This window comes from Streptomyces sp. KR55, assembly GCF_052245645.1.
Lineage (GTDB): Bacteria > Actinomycetota > Actinomycetes > Streptomycetales > Streptomycetaceae > Streptomyces > Streptomyces flavusporus.
The window spans coordinates 1-15,267 of the sequence record NZ_JBQQCE010000050.1 but is presented as its reverse complement, the minus strand read 5'-3'; the positions used below and the strand labels follow the sequence as shown (position 1 = coordinate 15,267).

Genomic DNA, 15,267 nt, shown 5'->3' with positions numbered 1-15,267 from the left:
GTTCAGCCGCAGCCGGCTACGGCGTGACCTTCTCGATCTTCACGTTGCCCACGCCCGCGACCGTCCCGCGCGCGTTGACCAGCTGGACCTGCCCGAAGAACTCACGTCCCTCGGGCGCGGCCGCCGCGGCGGTGACGCTGCCGGAGACCGTCGTCGAGTCGCCCGTGCCGAGCTTCACCGGCGACTCGTCGACGGTGACGGAGCCCAGGGCGGCGGAGAAGAACACGTCCTGGTAGTCGTATGCGGTGGAGCCGGCCGGTACCGAGTAGCCGATGACCCGGACGGTGTACGTACCGGCGGCCGGGGAGGCGATGGAGACCGCCTCTTCCGAGTCGCCGTCGGCGGCGGAGCCGACCTCCGTGCCGGACGCGTCGTACACGTACAGGTCGAGGTCGGCGGCCGCGTCCGAGACGTTGCCGATGGCCACGTCGAGCGAGGTGGCGCCCGCGGGCACCTCGACCGTGGTGGTCTGCGTGGCACCCTGCGCGATGGTGGGGCGGGTCGTCTTCGACGAGCCGAGCGGGCCGCCGGCCAGCTTGCCGTCGATCGCGGCGTAGCCGTTGGTCACCTTCCAGGAGGCGGCGGCCGGGATGCCGACCTTGGCCTCGGGCACGGTCACGGTCTCCGGGTCGAAGGCCGCGCCGAGGACGGTGACGTCCAGCTTGTAGGGGTTGTCGAGCAGCGGCGACGTACGGCGCGACTCGACCTCGATCTCCCAGACGCCCGGCTGCGGGTCGGCGTACGAACGCACGTCGGGCTTGCAGCCGTTGCCGTCGAGGTAGTTGTTGTAGCAGAACGGCGTGGAGGTGTTGTCGACCGGAACACCGTACGGGTGGATGGCGATGAACCGGGTCTGGCTCTTGTCCTTCAGCCCGCCGATCGCCACCTCGAGCGACTTGGCGCCCTCGGGCACGGTCACGAAGTACGACTTCGTGCTGTTGCGCTGCACCGAACCCGACGCGGAGTGGGTGTACTTCAGCGGCGCCGAGACCACGACCGTGTTGAGGACCTGCTTGTCGATGCCCTCGGTGCGCGGGTCGTCGACCTCCAGGATCGCGCTCTTCAGCCCCGCGGACCGCGGCGCGGCCTGCACCTTCACGGTGACCGGCTGGTTCAGCGGCAGGCTGACCTCGTCGGAGCCGACGATCCGGAACGTGTCGCCGGCGTTGTTCTCGAAGTCCAGCTCGTGCCGGATCGCGCGGTCGGCGCCGGACGTACGAGTGAGGGTGATCTCGTACGTCTTCTTCTGACCGGCCTTCAGACCGCCCTCACGGTCGTAGAGGCCCGTGCCGTAACCCGGCGTCTTCAGCGCCCAGTCGATCGCGGTGTCGACCGGCGCCTTGACCGTGTACGTGTGGGCGGTGGCGCCGTCGCGGATGGCGTCCCAGGCGTCCACGATGTCGATCAGGCCCGCACCCTCCTCGTAGGCCTGGACACCGCTGATGTGGTCGGCGGTCGAGGTGAGCGCCGTGCGCAGGGTCGCCGGGGTGAGGTCGATGCCCTTCTGCTTGGCGGCGGACAGCAGCAGCGCGGAGGCGCCGGCCGCCTGCGGGGAGGCCATCGAGGTGCCCTGGAGCATCGAGTAGCCGGCCGGGAGCTGGTAGCCCGCCTCGGCGACCGGACCGCCGGGCGACCAGGTCTGGGTGGTGTTGATCGCGGCGCCGGGCGCGGACAGCGTCGGCGTGAAGCCGCCGTCCTCACGCGGGCCGCGCGAGGAGAACGGCATCATCGCGTACCGCTTCTCCACCTTCGAGCCGTAGTTGGCCGCCCAGGTCTCCTTGGAGATGGTCGCGCCGACCGAGATCACCTTGTCGGCGAGGGACGGGTCGCCGATGGTGTTGGCGCCGGGGCCGGAGTTGCCCGCGGAGATCACCAGCTGGACGCCGTACTCGTCGATCAGGCGGGTGTACAGCTCGGCGCGCGCGTTGTTGCCGTCGTTCAGCGCCGGCAGGCCGCCGATCGACATGTTGACGATGTCGACACCGCGGTTGACGACGAGGTCGATCATGCCCTCGGTGAGCGCGACGTTGGTGCAGCCGCCGGTCCAGGTGCAGGCGCGGGAGGAGACCAGCTTCGCGCCGGGCGCGGCGCCGTTCATCTCGCCGCCGAACAGGCCGTTCGCGGCGGTGATGCCGGCGACATGGGTGCCGTGCGAGCCCTCGATGACGCCGATGCTGACGTAGTCGGCCTTCGCGCCGGCGGCGTTGTAGACGACGTCCTTGCGGATCTCGACGACGAACGGGATGCGCTCGGCGATCTCGGTTGCCGGGTCGTCGGTGCCGAAGTAGCCGACCTGGAAGCCGTCCTTGTACGGCTTCATGGCCTGGTCGTCGGTGAAGTCGAGGTCGTCGTCGAGGTCGACGCGGGCCGTGCCCGAGGCGGCGTCGTACAGCACGCCCCAGACGTCCGTCTTGTCGCCGTCGCGGTTGAGGTCGCCGGCCATGTCGCCGCCGGTGGTGGCGGACTCGGAGAAGTAGTTGAACTTGTAGGTGCCCTCGGGCGCCTTGAACGTCTCGGTGCCCAGTGACTCGGTGGTGATCGAGAACGTCGGGCCGGAGACCGAGGTGGTCATCCGCCGCCAGGTGGCGTCGCCGTCCGTGACCGGGTCGGTGGCCGTCACCCAGTCGACGATCTTCCGCTCACCGGTCGTCGTCTTCTGCAGCGCCGGGTGCCCGAGGTCCACGCCCGAGTCGAGGATGCCGATGGTGATGCCGCGGCCGTCCGCTTTCGGGTGGTCCTCGACGAACTCGACGGCGCCCGTCTCGAAGGAGGGGTTGTACGGGTTCTCGGCGGGGGTCTTCTTGCCGGGGGCGGGGTACGTCCCCGTGGCACCGGCCTCTTGTGAGCCGTTCGGAGACGGGTCGTCCAGCGGGATCTCCTCCCGCAGGTCGATGCCGTGCACGGAGGACAGCTTCGCGGCGGCGGCGATGGCCGCGTCCGCCTTGCCGGTCGGGACGGTGGCACGGACGTAGCCGAGCTTGTCGTGGGTACGGCCGACCAGGCCGCCGTCGACCGAGTCGAGCTGCTCGGCGACCTGCTCGGTCCGGCCGGGCGCGGTCGCGACCATCATCGTGACGCTCTTGGCGCCGTCGGCCTTGGCCTCGGCGAGCAGATCGGCGTCGTCGGAACCGAGCTTGTCGTGGGCGGACTTGACGCCCGGGTCGGCTGCCGCCGGGGCCTGGTCCGCGGCGAGGGCCACGGGTATCGGCCCGGCCGCGGAGAGCGCGGCCACCAGACCGGCGGCCACGGCGATACGGGCCACGCGTCTCGCGCCCGGTATCGGATCGCTCTGGGAGGAGGGGGTCATCGGCATCCCTTGTTGGTAAAGGAACGAGACAGTCCGGAATTCGGTCCCGGACGACCGCTCAGCCTTACGCAAGGGGCGCATGTTTGGGGAGAGTTGACCGAATCGCAATGGATGCATGGGGAAAACCCGCGATGCGCAGGGGGGACCATGGCGGGATACATGGGGTGAGCGGAACTTTTCGGGTGCCGGTCGGCATTCCCCCTCCGACGGGTTAACGTCCCTGCGTGCGCAAGAAGCTGAGGGTGGCGGCCTACGCCATATGCGTCCGCGACGGCCAAGTCCTGCTCGCCCGCTCCCCGGCACCCGACGGCACTCCCGAGTGGGTGCTGCCCGGCGGCGGCATGGAACACGGGGAGGACCCCTACGACACCGTCCGCCGTGAGGTACGCGAGGAGACCGGCTACCGCATCGAGGTCACCGGCATCCTCGGCGTCCACTCCCTCCACCGCACCTTTCCCGGCCGCCGTTTCCGCCCGGCGACCGACCACCACGGCGTACGCCTCGTGTACGAGGGGACGGTCGTAGGCGGCGAACTGCGGCACGAGATCGGGGGTTCCACCGACATGGCCGCCTGGCACGAGCTGGACGCCGTGCCCGCGCTGCGCCGCATCGGGCTGGTCGACCTGGGTCTGAAACTGTGGCGCGAACGCCCGGCCGCGGGGCGCGTCGACCTGCCCTAGAAACAGGGGTGTTACCCCGTCAGATGAACGCCGAGTGACCGCCCACGGGCCGTTCGACGAGCGGTCGTGGGCGCGCAGGGTAGCTCAAGATCGACGTACGGTGATCGGCGCTGCCCGTTGGCGTCTCATTAACGCGCAGGTCATTCCCGGTGCCAACGATCCAGAGCGAGCGGGGGGTTCGCGACGCGGCCGTCCGCGACCACTGCCGACGCGTTCGCACTCGGGGAGAGAAGCGCCATGTCGCGCACACGCTCTGTCGCCAGCTCCGCCGCTTCCGCACTGGCGGTCAACCGCCGTACGGTCCTCGCCGCCGCCGGAGCGGTGTCCCTGTCCGTCGGCGTCGGCTATGCCCTGCGCCCCACCGACAGCGAGGCCGCGCCCGCCGCAGCCCCGGAGGGCGAGGCGCCGATCGCGTCCTCCCGCAAGGCACCCGTCGGGCCGCTCGCCCCGTACGCCCGCGGCACCACCCTCGCCACCGTCGCCGCGCCCCGCACCAACTCCGGTTACCGCCGGCTCGGCGACGGCCCCGGCTGGCGGCGCGTCGTACGCAACGAGCTCGCCGCCCCCAAGTCCGGCCGCGGCGAACGCCGTACCGCACTCGCCGCGTTCGTGCAGCTCACCGACCTGCACCTCATCGACGCCCAGCACCCGCTGCGCCTGGAGTTCCTGCGCTCCACCGACGTGCACGCCTGGCGGCCGCAGGAGCTGCTGACCGTGCAGGGTGCGGTCTCACTGGTCGAGCGGGTCAACGCGCTGCGGGGCGGCCCCGTCACCGGCGCCCCGCTGCACTTCGCCATGACGACCGGCGACAACACCGACAACAACGCCCGCACCGAACTGGAGTGGTTCCTGACCGTCATGAGCGGCGGCCGCATCACCCCCAACTCCGGTGACCTGCGCCGCTACGAGGGCGTCCAGAACAGCGGCCTGAAGCAGTTCTGGCAGCCCGACTCCAGCGTCCGCGACGCCGACAAGGAGCGCGGCTTCCCGCACCTCGACGGCTTCCTCGCCGCCGCCGTCCGCGAACTGCAGAGCCCCGGCCTCAACCTGCCCTGGTACTCCACCGTCGGCAACCACGACTCCCTCCCGCTCGGCTGCTACGGCCACGGCGACCCCTACCTCGCCGACTTCGCCGTCGGCGGCAGAAAGCTGATGAGCCTGTCCCCGGCCGAGGCGAAGAAGCTCCAGGACACCATCAAGCAGGCCACGGACCCGATCGGCACCCAGTTCCGCGACCTGCTCAAGGCCCACACCCGCGACCTGCGCCCCATCACCCCGGACGAGCGCCGCGCCCCCTACACCCCGGCCGAGTACGTCAAGGCCCACCTCGACCCCGCGTACACCGGCCCGGGCCCGGTCGGCCACGGCTACTCCACGGCCAACGTGGAGGCGGGCACCCAGTACTACAGCTTCCGCATCGCCGACGACGTCATCGGCATCAGCCTCGACACCACCGACCCCGGCGGCCACTACGCGGGCTCCATCGGCACCGCCCAGCTGAAGTGGCTGGACCGGACGCTGCGCGACAACAAGGACTCGTACGCCGTCGTCTTCAGCCACCACACCAGCAAGACGATGGACAACCCGCGCCGCGACCCGGCCCGCCCGAACGAGAACCGGCATGACGGCGCCGACGTGCTGGCGGTGCTGGGCAGCCACCGCAACGTCCTGGCCTGGGTCAACGGACACATCCACCGCAACGAGATCACCCCGCACCAGGGGGCCGACGGCCGTTCCTTCTGGGAGATCTCCACCGCCTCGCACGTCGACTTCCCGCAGCTCGCCCGGGTCATCGAGCTGGTCGACAACAAGGACGGCACCCTGTCGGTCTTCACCACGCTGGTGGAGTCGGCGGCCCCGCACCGCACGGACTTCACCGACCTCTCCCAGACCGGCCTCGCCGCCCTCTACCGCGAACTCTCCTTCAACGCCCCCGGCGCCCGCACCGACCTGGCCGGCGGCTCACGCGACCGCAACACCGAGCTCCTGCTGAGGAAGGGCTGAAACCCGCCCGACCGGGGCGCGGCCGGGCCCTGCACGAGGAGGGGCCGCCGGGTTCGGCGGCCCCTCCTCTCCCCTCCTGGCGACTGTCCCGGTCCGTCACTACCGGGGCAGCACCACGACATACGCCGCCGGGTCCCGGTCCGCCGACGCCATCAGCGCCGTACGGACGACGGTCGCCTGCTGCTCCATCGAGTCCCGCAGCTTCTTCGGCGTGATGTGGACGACCGTGATGCCCAGCCGCTCCAGGTGCTCACGCTTGCGGGCGTACTCCGACCACAGCCCGTCGTCGTCCTGCCGATGGCCCTGACGCGGCGCCCGGGTGTCCAGCTCGACCGCGACCGCCTGCTCCGGCCAGTAGGCGTCCAGACCGCCGAGGTGGGGGCCGCCCGGCAGCCGCAGATCGACGTTCCAGACCGGGTCCGGCAGGCCGTACTCCCGCACCATCCGGTACAGCCGGTCCTCCGCGATCGCCCGGCCCTCGGCCAGCAGCGAGTCCACCGCGTCCACCACATGCGGCCGGCTCAGCAGCTTCGCGTTGGTCAACTCCCGTACCACCACCGCCGGTTCGCAGTGCCGGCCGCGCACCGCCTCGGTCAGCAGCCGGCGCACGGCACCCGCGTCCGCCAGATCCGCCACCGCGTCGGCCAGCGCGCGCGGCACCGGAGCCACTGGTACGCCGGTTACCTGCTGGGGGGTGGGCAGGGCCGAGGTGCGGACGATGCGCACGCAGCCCGTCGAGCGGAGCCGGCGCAGCCGGGGGACCAGGACGTCGATACGGTCCAGGGAGAGCAGTGGGGGAGCGGCCGAGAAACCGTGCAGGTTCAGCGCCGCGAGACCGGTGATCATCGCCTCGGCGTACACGGGACGGTGCGGTTCGTCCGCGCCCGGTTGGGAGGGCACGCCCGGCGACGACTCGCGGGCCGCGTACATCAGCACCGCGTGCAGCCGCTCCTCGCTGGTCGGCGGGCCGGGGTGGAGGAGGAACACGCCCGGCAGGATCTGCTGCCAGGGGCCGCCGGAGCGGCACTGCTCGTTCATCTCCGCGGCGGGGACACCGTGCGAGCGGAGCTGGGCGGCCGTCATGACACGGCGGTGCGCCTCGGAGAGGTGACGCAGGGGGCGGGGGGAGAGCGGGGTGTTGTGGTTCATGACCCCGAAGTTCCCGTACCCGAACGGCCCCCTAACCGCTGTTACACGCCCGTCGACAATTCCGGACAAGCTCGCCCTAAAGGACGGATGTTCGGATGCCGAAACCCCCTGGTCCGTTCGGGTGGGCCAGAAGGGTTACGGTTCCGATTACCCGGATTCAGTAACGACTTACGACCGCCCCGTCCAAGCAGACCCACAGCTCCCGCTGCGGCTACCGCGACCGCGACTGCTGTGGGCGCACCAGCCCCGCGACCGCTGCGCGCGCGCACTCGCCCCCGCCGACCGCTGCCGCTGCCGCTGTGGGCAGTCGTTCCGCAGGGCGACGGGGGGTCCCCCGCTCGAGCGAAGCCGAGAGTGGGGGAGGGTGGGCACAGCCTGCAGCGCCGGGCACCCGGCTACACGCCCCAGCGACAGCTAACCTGCCGCCACATCACACGCCTGCCCCCGCAACGCCCGCGCCAGATCGTCCCGAGCCTCAAGCACCAGCCGCCGCAACGCCGGCGCCGCCCCCTCATGCGCCGCCAGCCACGCATCCGCCGCCGCCAACGTCCCCTCGGAGTCCTGCAACCCCGGGAACAACCCCCGCACCACATCCATCCCGATCTGAATCGACCGCTCTGCCCACACCCGCTCGATCACCGCGAAGTACTTCTCGGCATACGGCGCCAGCAACTCCCGCTGCGACGGCTGCCCGAACCCCGCGATCGTCGCCTCGACCAGCGCGTTGGACAGCACGTCCGACTCGACGACCTGCGCCCACGCCTGCGCCTTGACCGCCGCCGAGGGCCGCGCGGCGAGGCAGCGGACCTGGTGGCGCTTGCCGGACGCCGTGTCGTCGCGCGCCAGCTCCGCCGCCAGCCGCTTCTCGTCGGCGACCCCGTGCGCGGCCAGCGGCCCCAGGAACGCCCAGCGCAGCTCCTGGTCCACGTCCAGCCCGTCGATCTTCTCCGTGCCCTCCAGCAGTCCGAGCAGCAGCTGGAGGTCGGCCTCGGCGGCCGCCGTGGACGCGAAGAACCGCGCCCACGCCAGCTGGTGCTCACTGCCCGGCTCGGCGCGCCGCAGCTCGCGCAGCGCACCGTCGGCGAGGAGCCGCTCGCCGGTCTCCCGCCAGCCGGGCGCCGCGTAGTGGACGAGCGCCGAGTTCGCCCAGGCGTGCAGCATCTGGAGCACGCCGATGTCGGACTCGTGGCCCCCGTACCGCAGCACCAGGTCGATGAAGTCCCGCGCCGGCAGCAGCGCGTCCCGCGTCATGTTCCACAGCGCCGACCAGCACAGGGCGCGGGCGAGCGGATCGGTGAGGTCGCCCAGCCCGTCCCGGAGGGTGGCGAGCGACTCCTCGTCGAATCGGATCTTGCAGTACGTCAGGTCGTCGTCGTTCACGAGCACCAGCTCCGGCGCCTGAGCACCCGCCGGCTCCGCTACGACCGTCCGCGCGCCGTCGACATCCACCTCGGCCCGCGCGTACCGTTCCAGCGCGCCCTCCGCACCCCGCCGGTACAGGCCCACAGCCACCCGGTGCGGGCGCAGCTCCGGGTGCGACTCGGCGGCCTCCTGGAGCACCGCCAGCTCGGAGACCCGGCCCTCCGCATCCAGCAGCACCTGCGGCGTCAGCGAGTTGACCCCGGCCGTCTGCAGCCAGGCCCGCGCCCAGGCCCCCATGTCCCGCCCGCTGGTCTCCTCCAGGACCGACAGCAGGTCACCGAGGCGCGTGTTGCCGTACGCGTGCCGCTTGAAGTAGCGCCGTGCGCCCTCCAGGAACGCGTCCTGACCGACGTACGCCACCAGCTGCTTGAGTACCGACGCGCCCTTGGCGTACGTGATGCCGTCGAAGTTGAGCTTGGCGTCCTGCAGGTCGCGGATGTCGGCGGTGATGGGGTGCGTGGAGGGGAGCTGGTCGGCGCGGTAGGCCCAGGCCTTGCGGCGGTTGGCGAAGGTGATCCAGCCGTCCTTGAAGCGGGTCGCGCCGACCAGTGAGAAGGCGCCCATGAAGTCGGCGAAGGACTCCTTGAGCCACAGGTCGTCCCACCACTCCATGGTGACCAGGTCGCCGAACCACATGTGGGCCATCTCGTGCAGGATGACGTTGGCCCGGTTCTCGTAGGACGCCTGCGTGACCTTCCCGCGGAAGATGAACTCCTCCTTGAAGGTCACCAGGCCCGGGTTCTCCATCGCGCCGAGGTTGTACTCGGGCACGAACGCCTGGTCGTACTTGCCGAACGGGTACGGGTAGTCGAAGTGGTCGTGGAAGAAGTCCAGGCCCTGCTTGGTGACCAGGAAGACGTCGTCGGAGTCGAAGTGGGGCGCGAGGCCCTTGCGGCACATGGCGCCGAGGGGGATCTCCAGCGTCGTACCGTCGTCGAAGGTACGGGAGTACGTGTCCGTCACGTAGTGGTACGGACCCGCCACCATGCAGGTGATGTACGTGGAGATCGGCTTGGTCTCCGCGAACCGCCACACTCCGTCGGCGAGTTGGCCGACGCCGTTGCTCCACACCGTCCAGCCTTCCGGCGCCTGCACCTCGAAACGGAAGGGCGCCTTCAGATCCGGCTGCTCGAACGTTGCGAAGACCCGGCGGGAGTCGGCGGGCTCGTACTGGGTGTAGAGGTACACCTCGCCGTCCTCGGGGTCGACGAAGCGGTGCAGGCCCTCACCGGTGCGGGAGTAGGCGCACCGGGCGTCGACGATCAGTTCGTTGTCGGCGGCGAGGTCCTCCAGCAGGATGCGGGTGCCGTCGAAGACCTCGCTGGGGTCGAGGTCCCTGCCGTTGAGCGAGACCGCGGTGACGCTCGGCGCGATCAGATCCGCGAAGCTCGCCGCGCCCGGCTCGGCGCAGCGGAACCGGATCGTGGTCACGGACCGGAAGGTCCGCGGCCCGCCGTCCCCGGCGTCGGCACCCACCGCGGAGCGCACGTCGAGGGACACCTCGTACCCGTCGACGGACAGCAGGGCGGCCCGCTCCCGGGCCTCGTCGCGGGACAGATTCTCACCGGGCACGGGCGGCACTCCCTCAGGCGATGGGGGTCCCCCGCTCGAGCGGAGCCGAGAGTGGGGGAGGCTACGGCTATCAGGACCGATCCTGCCATGTGCCCCTGACGCCGGGCAGCAGGGAATGCTCGGGGGACGGTCGATGTTGCGCGTTGAAAGACCGCATACCGAGGAGAGCCATGTCCGAGACCGCCACGACCTCCGCCAAGACCCGCGTCGACTTCTGGTTCGACCCCCTGTGCCCGTGGGCGTGGATGACCTCCCGCTGGGTGCTGGAGGTGGAGAAGGTCCGTGACATCGAGGTGCACTGGCACATCATGAGCCTGGCGGTGCTGAACGAGGACAAGCTGGACGAGCTGCCCGAGGAATACCGGGAGATGCTCGCGAAGACGGCCTGGCAGCCGGCCCGGGTGGTGACCGCGGCCTGGCAGAAGCACGGCGGCGAGGTCCTCGGCCCGCTCTACACCGCTCTGGGCACCCGCTTCCACAACCGTGGCGAGGGCCCGACCCGGGAGTCCGTCGCCGCCGCCCTGGCCGAGGTGGACCTGCCCGCGGACCTGATCGACTACTTCGACCAGGAGGACTTCGAGTTCGACGCCCAGCTGCGCGCCTCGCACAAGGAGGGCATCGACAAGGTCGGCCAGGAGGTAGGTACCCCGGTCATCTCCGTCCCGGGCCCCGACGGCACGGAGGTCGCCTTCTTCGGCCCGGTCGTCACGCCCGCCCCCAAGGGCGAGGAGGCCGCCCGCCTGTGGGACGGCACCCTCGCGGTGGCATCGGTCCCCGGCTTCTACGAGATCAAGCGCACCCGCACCAAGGGCCCGGACTTCAGCAACCTGTGAGCTCCACAAACGGAGGCGGCCCCGCGAGTCACGTCCTCGCGGGGCCGCCCCTTTTCTCCGCCTGCCGCGTGAAAGGTGAGAAGACGATCACGAGGCAGGACGACTCGACGGGCCGTTACGGCGCCAGCAGCAGCACAGCCGACCGGGACTTCGCGGCCTCGTAACGCCGGGCCACGTCCTGCCAGTTGACGACCTGCCACATGGCCTCGATGAAGTCGACCTTCTGGTTCCGGTACTGCAGGTAGAAGGCGTGCTCCCAGGCGTCGAAGACGAGGATCGGCACTGAACCCTGGCCGACATTGCCCTGGTGGTCGTAGACCTGCTCGACGACGAGGTGGGCGCTCAGCGGCTCGTAGGCGAGGACGCCCCAGCCCGACCCTTGCGTGGTCGCGGATGCCTTGGTCAGCTGGGCTTTGAATCCGGCGAAGGAGCCGAACGATTCGGTGATGGCGTCCGCGAGGTTGCCCACGCCGTCCGCAGCGAGGGGCTCACCGCCACCCTCACCGCTCATGTTCGTCCAGTAGATGCTGTGCAGGATGTGGCCGGAGAGGTGAAACGCCAGGTTCTTCTCCAGCCCGTTGATCGAGCCCCACAGCTCCTTGTCACGCGCCTCGGCGAGCTGCTCCAGCGTGTCGTTGGCCCCCTTCACATACGCAGCATGGTGCTTGTCGTGGTGCAGCTCGATGATCTCCGGGCTGATCACAGGGGCGAGCGCGGAGTAGTCGTAGGGCAGTTCAGGCAGCGTGTAGACGGGCATGGCGGTCCCCTCCGAACCTCTTATTGCAAAGAGCTTGCAACTGCACGCTAGCAACAAAAAGGCCCTCACGTGGGCAACGTGAGGGCCTTTCGGCAGGTGGAAACGCGTCAGTTCCGGGCGCGCGCCTTCTGCCAGGCGTACCCGATCAACGCCAGGACCAGCGTCATGCCGCCCGTCGAGTACAGCTGCACCCGCGTGTCCGGCTCCCGCGCCATGAGGACGAAGATCGCGGCCATGCCCGCCAGCGCGACCCAGGTCAGCACCGGGAACGCCCACATCCGCACGACCAGCTTGTCCGGCGCCTCCCGCTCCAGCCGGCGCCGCAGCCGCAGCTGCGAGACCGCGATGAAGATCCAGACGACCAGGATGACCGCGCCGATCATGTTCAGCAGCCAGGGGAAGATGTCGTCCGGACGCCAGTAGCTGAGCACCACGCAGACGAAGCCGAACACGGACGACGCGAGGACAGCGATCCGCGGGACCCCGCCCGACACCCGGCCGAGACCCTTCGGCCCCTGCCCCCGCTCGACGAGTGAGTACGCGATGCGCGAGGAGCCGTAGATGTTGGCGTTCATGGCACTCAGCAGCGCCACCAGGACCACGACGTTCATCAGCTGGCCGGCGCCGGGGATGCCGAGGTGGTCGAGGGCGGCGACGTACGGGCCCTTCTCGACGATCTCCTTGGAGTCCCAGGGGACGAGGGTGACGACGACCGCCATCGAGCCGATGTAGAAGAGGGCGATGCGCCACATGGCCGTGCGGACCGCGCTCGCCACGCCGCTGACCGGGTTCTCCGACTCGGCCGCCGCGATGGTGACCGTCTCCATGCCGCCGTATGCGAAGACCGAGGCGAGCAGGCCGATGATCAGGCCCTCGCTGCCGTTCGGGAGGAAACCCCCTTCACCGGTGAGGTTCGCGGTCCCCGGCGCGTCCGTGCCGGGCAGGACGCCCGCGATCGCCAGCACGCCGAGCACCAGGAAGAGTGAGATCGCGCCGACCTTCAGCGCCGCGAACCAGAACTCGAACTCGCCGAAGTTCTTCACCGCGGCCAGGTTGGCCCCGCAGAACACCACCATGAACAGCGCCACCCACGCCCACTCCGGCGTGCCCGGCAGCCAGCCGGTGACGATCTTCGCGGCGCCGATGCCCTCCAGGCCGACGGCCGTGCACAGCAGCACCCAGAACGACCAGCCCGCGGTGAACCCGGCCCACGGCCCGATCGCCCGCTCGGCATGCGCGGAGAAGGACCCAGAGGAGGGATACGCGGCGGACATCTCGCCCAGCATCCGCATCACCAGCATCACCAGGAGGCCGGAGAGGATGTAGGCGACGACGATCGAGGGCCCGGCGGCGGCGATACCGGCGCCGGAGCCGACGAACAGCCCGGCGCCGATCACGCCACCGAGGGCGATCATCGACAGGTGGCGCTGCTTCAGGCCATGGGAAAGGGACGCGTCCGGCTTCGGCGGCGTCTCGACAGTAGTGCTGGGCATGGGCGCGGCTCGTCCATTACGTCGTACGGGAGAGGGGTAAAACGCCCACAGTCTGGGCGGCGGTCCCGCTCGCGGGGGCGCCGTGTTCACTATCCGGACACCGGAGACACGGAGTGTACGGCTACGCTCACGGGGCGGCCCGAGTGGATGTGGTGGGACATGCGAATTGGCGGAACCCTACAGTCCGCCCTCCGTCCGCCCCTCGTGACGCACTCACCCTCACCTCAGTGACCAGCATCACGCCCACTCACGTGTAACCACCACTCTTTGTGCAGAGCCCACCACACCGCGGCTCCCGCCTTTGTCGAGCGGTGACGGTGTCGGGCTCAGGCGCACTGGGTTAGCGTCACGGTGTCCCGAACCGCCCTCACTCGCGGAGTCCCCATGAGCACCGCTGCCGCCACCCCCGCCCTCCAGGGACGGGTCCTCGCCGACCTGCTCCCCTCCTCCCGTGTCCGGGACGTCGCCCTGGTGGCCGGCGGTGCCGTGCTCACCGGCCTCGCGGCCCAGCTCGCCGTGCCCGTACCGGGCTCCCCGGTGCCGGTGACCGGCCAGACCTTCGCCGCGCTGCTCGTCGGCACGGCCCTCGGCGCCGGTCGCGGTTTCCTCTCGCTCGCGCTGTACGCGCTGGCCGGCATCGCCGGTGTGCCGTGGTTCGCGGAGGGCGGCTCCGGTGCGGCCGCCCCGTCCTTCGGCTATGTCATCGGCCTGCTGCTCGCCGCCACCGCCGTCGGTGCCCTGGCCCGCCGCGGCGCCGACCGCTCCCCGTGGCGCATGGCGGGCGCGATGCTGCTCGGCGAGGCGATCATCTACGCCGTCGGCGTCCCCTACCTGGCCCTCGCCACCGGCATGTCCGCCTCCGCCGCGATCGCGGCCGGCCTCACGCCGTTCCTGATCGGCGACGCCCTGAAGGCCGCCCTGGCGATGGGTGTGCTGCCCACCGCCTGGAAGCTCGTCAACAAGCGCTGACCGAATGTCGGAGACACCGACGGGGGCGCGGTTTCCCGCGCCCCCGTCGGTGTTCCGGTGTTCATCCCTCCTGTTGCTGCCGCGGCCGCCGCTGCGACCACCACAGGCCCGCCGCTCCGGCCGTGACCAGCGCCCCGCCGGCCGCGGCCAGCGGCAGGACGTCCCGTCCGGCGCCGGTCCTGGGCAGCTCGTCGCCGCCCGGCGCGACCGGCTTGTTGTCGGTGCCGAGCAGCAGCGGCGTGGCCGGAGCGTTCGGCGACGGGTTCGTCGTACCGAACGGAACCGGGCCCTGCTGCCAGAACGTCTTGCTTCCGTCACCGTTCCGGACGGGCAGACAGATCTTTCCGGTCCTGCCCAGGTCGTAGGTCGCGTCGACGTCGTACGACTTCGACGCGCCGGCGGCGAGACTGTCGAGCGAACAGCTGAATCCGCTGTTCGAACCCTCGGACAGATCCTTTTCGGCGATCGGGGAGCAGCCTGGGACATTCCTGACCGTCAGCCCATCGAAACCGACGACCCAGAGCCTGATCGGCCCGCTGTCCGCTGTCCCCTCATTCTTCACCGTGGCGGTAATCGCCGTTTCCTCCGAACCGTTGTCGACCGAGATCTTCTCGGGCAGCAGCGTGGTCAGTTCCACCCTGCCGGTGCCTCGTCGACGGCCTTTCCCCCCGGGCCGCCGAGCCTGCCGCCGGGCGCGCGAGAGGAGGCCGGAGGGTTCGCGTGGAAGACCCCCGAGGGCTGGCGCCGGGACTTGAATCCTCCCCTCCCTGAAGGGAGGGGATTCCTGGCTCAGGCCGCCTCCTGGAGCAGCGCTCCAGGAGGTCTTACGCCATCGGCACCAGCCGGGTTGCCTTGGTGGCGCCGATGGCGGCGTCGGCAGCCTTGCGGGCCATCGTGGTCCTGGCGAGGAACCTCGGACGGAAGTCCTCCACCGCGAGGGCGTCGTGGTCGCGGACAACCTTCTTGGCCCACTTGCGACCGGTGTCCTCACGCTGCCTGGCGACCTTCTTGTACGCCTTCGCCCGCAGCTTCTTCGCCTCGCGGTAGCCCTTGGATGCCGCCTGTCCCTTGGCGGGTTTGC

The 15,267-nt window shown here is 70.5% G+C and carries 9 protein-coding genes and 2 pseudogenes; 4 read left to right on the top strand and 7 right to left on the bottom strand.

From position 1 onward, the window contains the following. Nucleotides 1–16 precede the first annotated feature (16 nt). Nucleotides 17–3,307 (bottom strand): S8 family serine peptidase, encoded by a 3,291-nt coding sequence (locus ACTWQJ_RS10210; protein WP_443306320.1) that lies wholly within the window; start codon nt 3,305–3,307, stop codon nt 17–19. A 224-nt stretch (nt 3,308–3,531) separates the two neighbouring features. Between ACTWQJ_RS10210 and ACTWQJ_RS10205 the strand changes: the two genes are divergently transcribed. Next, the gene (locus ACTWQJ_RS10205) at nt 3,532–3,987 is read left to right on the top strand and encodes an NUDIX hydrolase (RefSeq protein ID WP_409472097.1); all 456 of its coding nucleotides are present in this window, start codon (nt 3,532–3,534) and stop codon (nt 3,985–3,987) included. 237 nt (nt 3,988–4,224) lie between these two features. After that, the gene (locus ACTWQJ_RS10200) at nt 4,225–5,991 is read left to right on the top strand and encodes a TIGR03767 family metallophosphoesterase (RefSeq protein ID WP_443306304.1); all 1,767 of its coding nucleotides are present in this window, start codon (nt 4,225–4,227) and stop codon (nt 5,989–5,991) included. Nucleotides 5,992–6,090: 99 nt separating this feature from the next. On the opposite strand, the gene ACTWQJ_RS10195 is transcribed toward ACTWQJ_RS10200, so the two are convergent. Beyond that, nucleotides 6,091–7,140, bottom strand: a complete 1,050-nt coding sequence (locus ACTWQJ_RS10195; RefSeq protein WP_443306303.1) for a hypothetical protein — start codon at nt 7,138–7,140, stop codon at nt 6,091–6,093. Between the two features lie 414 nt (nt 7,141–7,554). Then, entirely contained in the window at nt 7,555–10,134 is a 2,580-nt protein-coding gene (gene pepN, locus ACTWQJ_RS10190) for an aminopeptidase N (protein ID WP_443306302.1), read from the bottom strand. Between the two features lie 170 nt (nt 10,135–10,304). Here pepN and ACTWQJ_RS10185 point away from each other — a divergent pair, with 170 nt between their 5' ends. After that, nucleotides 10,305–10,967, top strand: coding sequence for a mycothiol-dependent nitroreductase Rv2466c family protein (locus ACTWQJ_RS10185; protein WP_443306301.1), 663 nt, complete (start codon nt 10,305–10,307; stop codon nt 10,965–10,967). Between the two features lie 115 nt (nt 10,968–11,082). Here ACTWQJ_RS10185 and ACTWQJ_RS10180 read toward each other — a convergent pair whose 3' ends face one another. Both ACTWQJ_RS10180 and ACTWQJ_RS10175 read right to left on the bottom strand, forming a co-directional pair. Then, nucleotides 11,083–11,724, bottom strand: a complete 642-nt coding sequence (locus tag ACTWQJ_RS10180; protein ID WP_443306300.1) for a superoxide dismutase — start codon at nt 11,722–11,724, stop codon at nt 11,083–11,085. Nucleotides 11,725–11,831: 107 nt separating this feature from the next. Then, the gene (locus ACTWQJ_RS10175) at nt 11,832–13,217 is read right to left on the bottom strand and encodes an amino acid permease (RefSeq protein ID WP_443306299.1); all 1,386 of its coding nucleotides are present in this window, start codon (nt 13,215–13,217) and stop codon (nt 11,832–11,834) included. A gap of 384 nt (nt 13,218–13,601) precedes the next feature. On the opposite strand from ACTWQJ_RS10175, the gene ACTWQJ_RS10170 reads away from it, so the two are divergent. Continuing rightward, entirely contained in the window at nt 13,602–14,186 is a 585-nt protein-coding gene (locus ACTWQJ_RS10170) for a biotin transporter BioY (RefSeq protein ID WP_443306298.1), read from the top strand. Between the two features lie 61 nt (nt 14,187–14,247). Here ACTWQJ_RS10170 and ACTWQJ_RS10165 read toward each other — a convergent pair. Further along, nucleotides 14,248–14,858 (bottom strand): annotated as a pseudogene (locus tag ACTWQJ_RS10165) (hypothetical protein); the annotation flags it as partial. A gap of 152 nt (nt 14,859–15,010) precedes the next feature. Then, nucleotides 15,011–15,267: pseudogene (locus tag ACTWQJ_RS10160) on the bottom strand (RNA-guided endonuclease TnpB family protein); the annotation flags it as partial.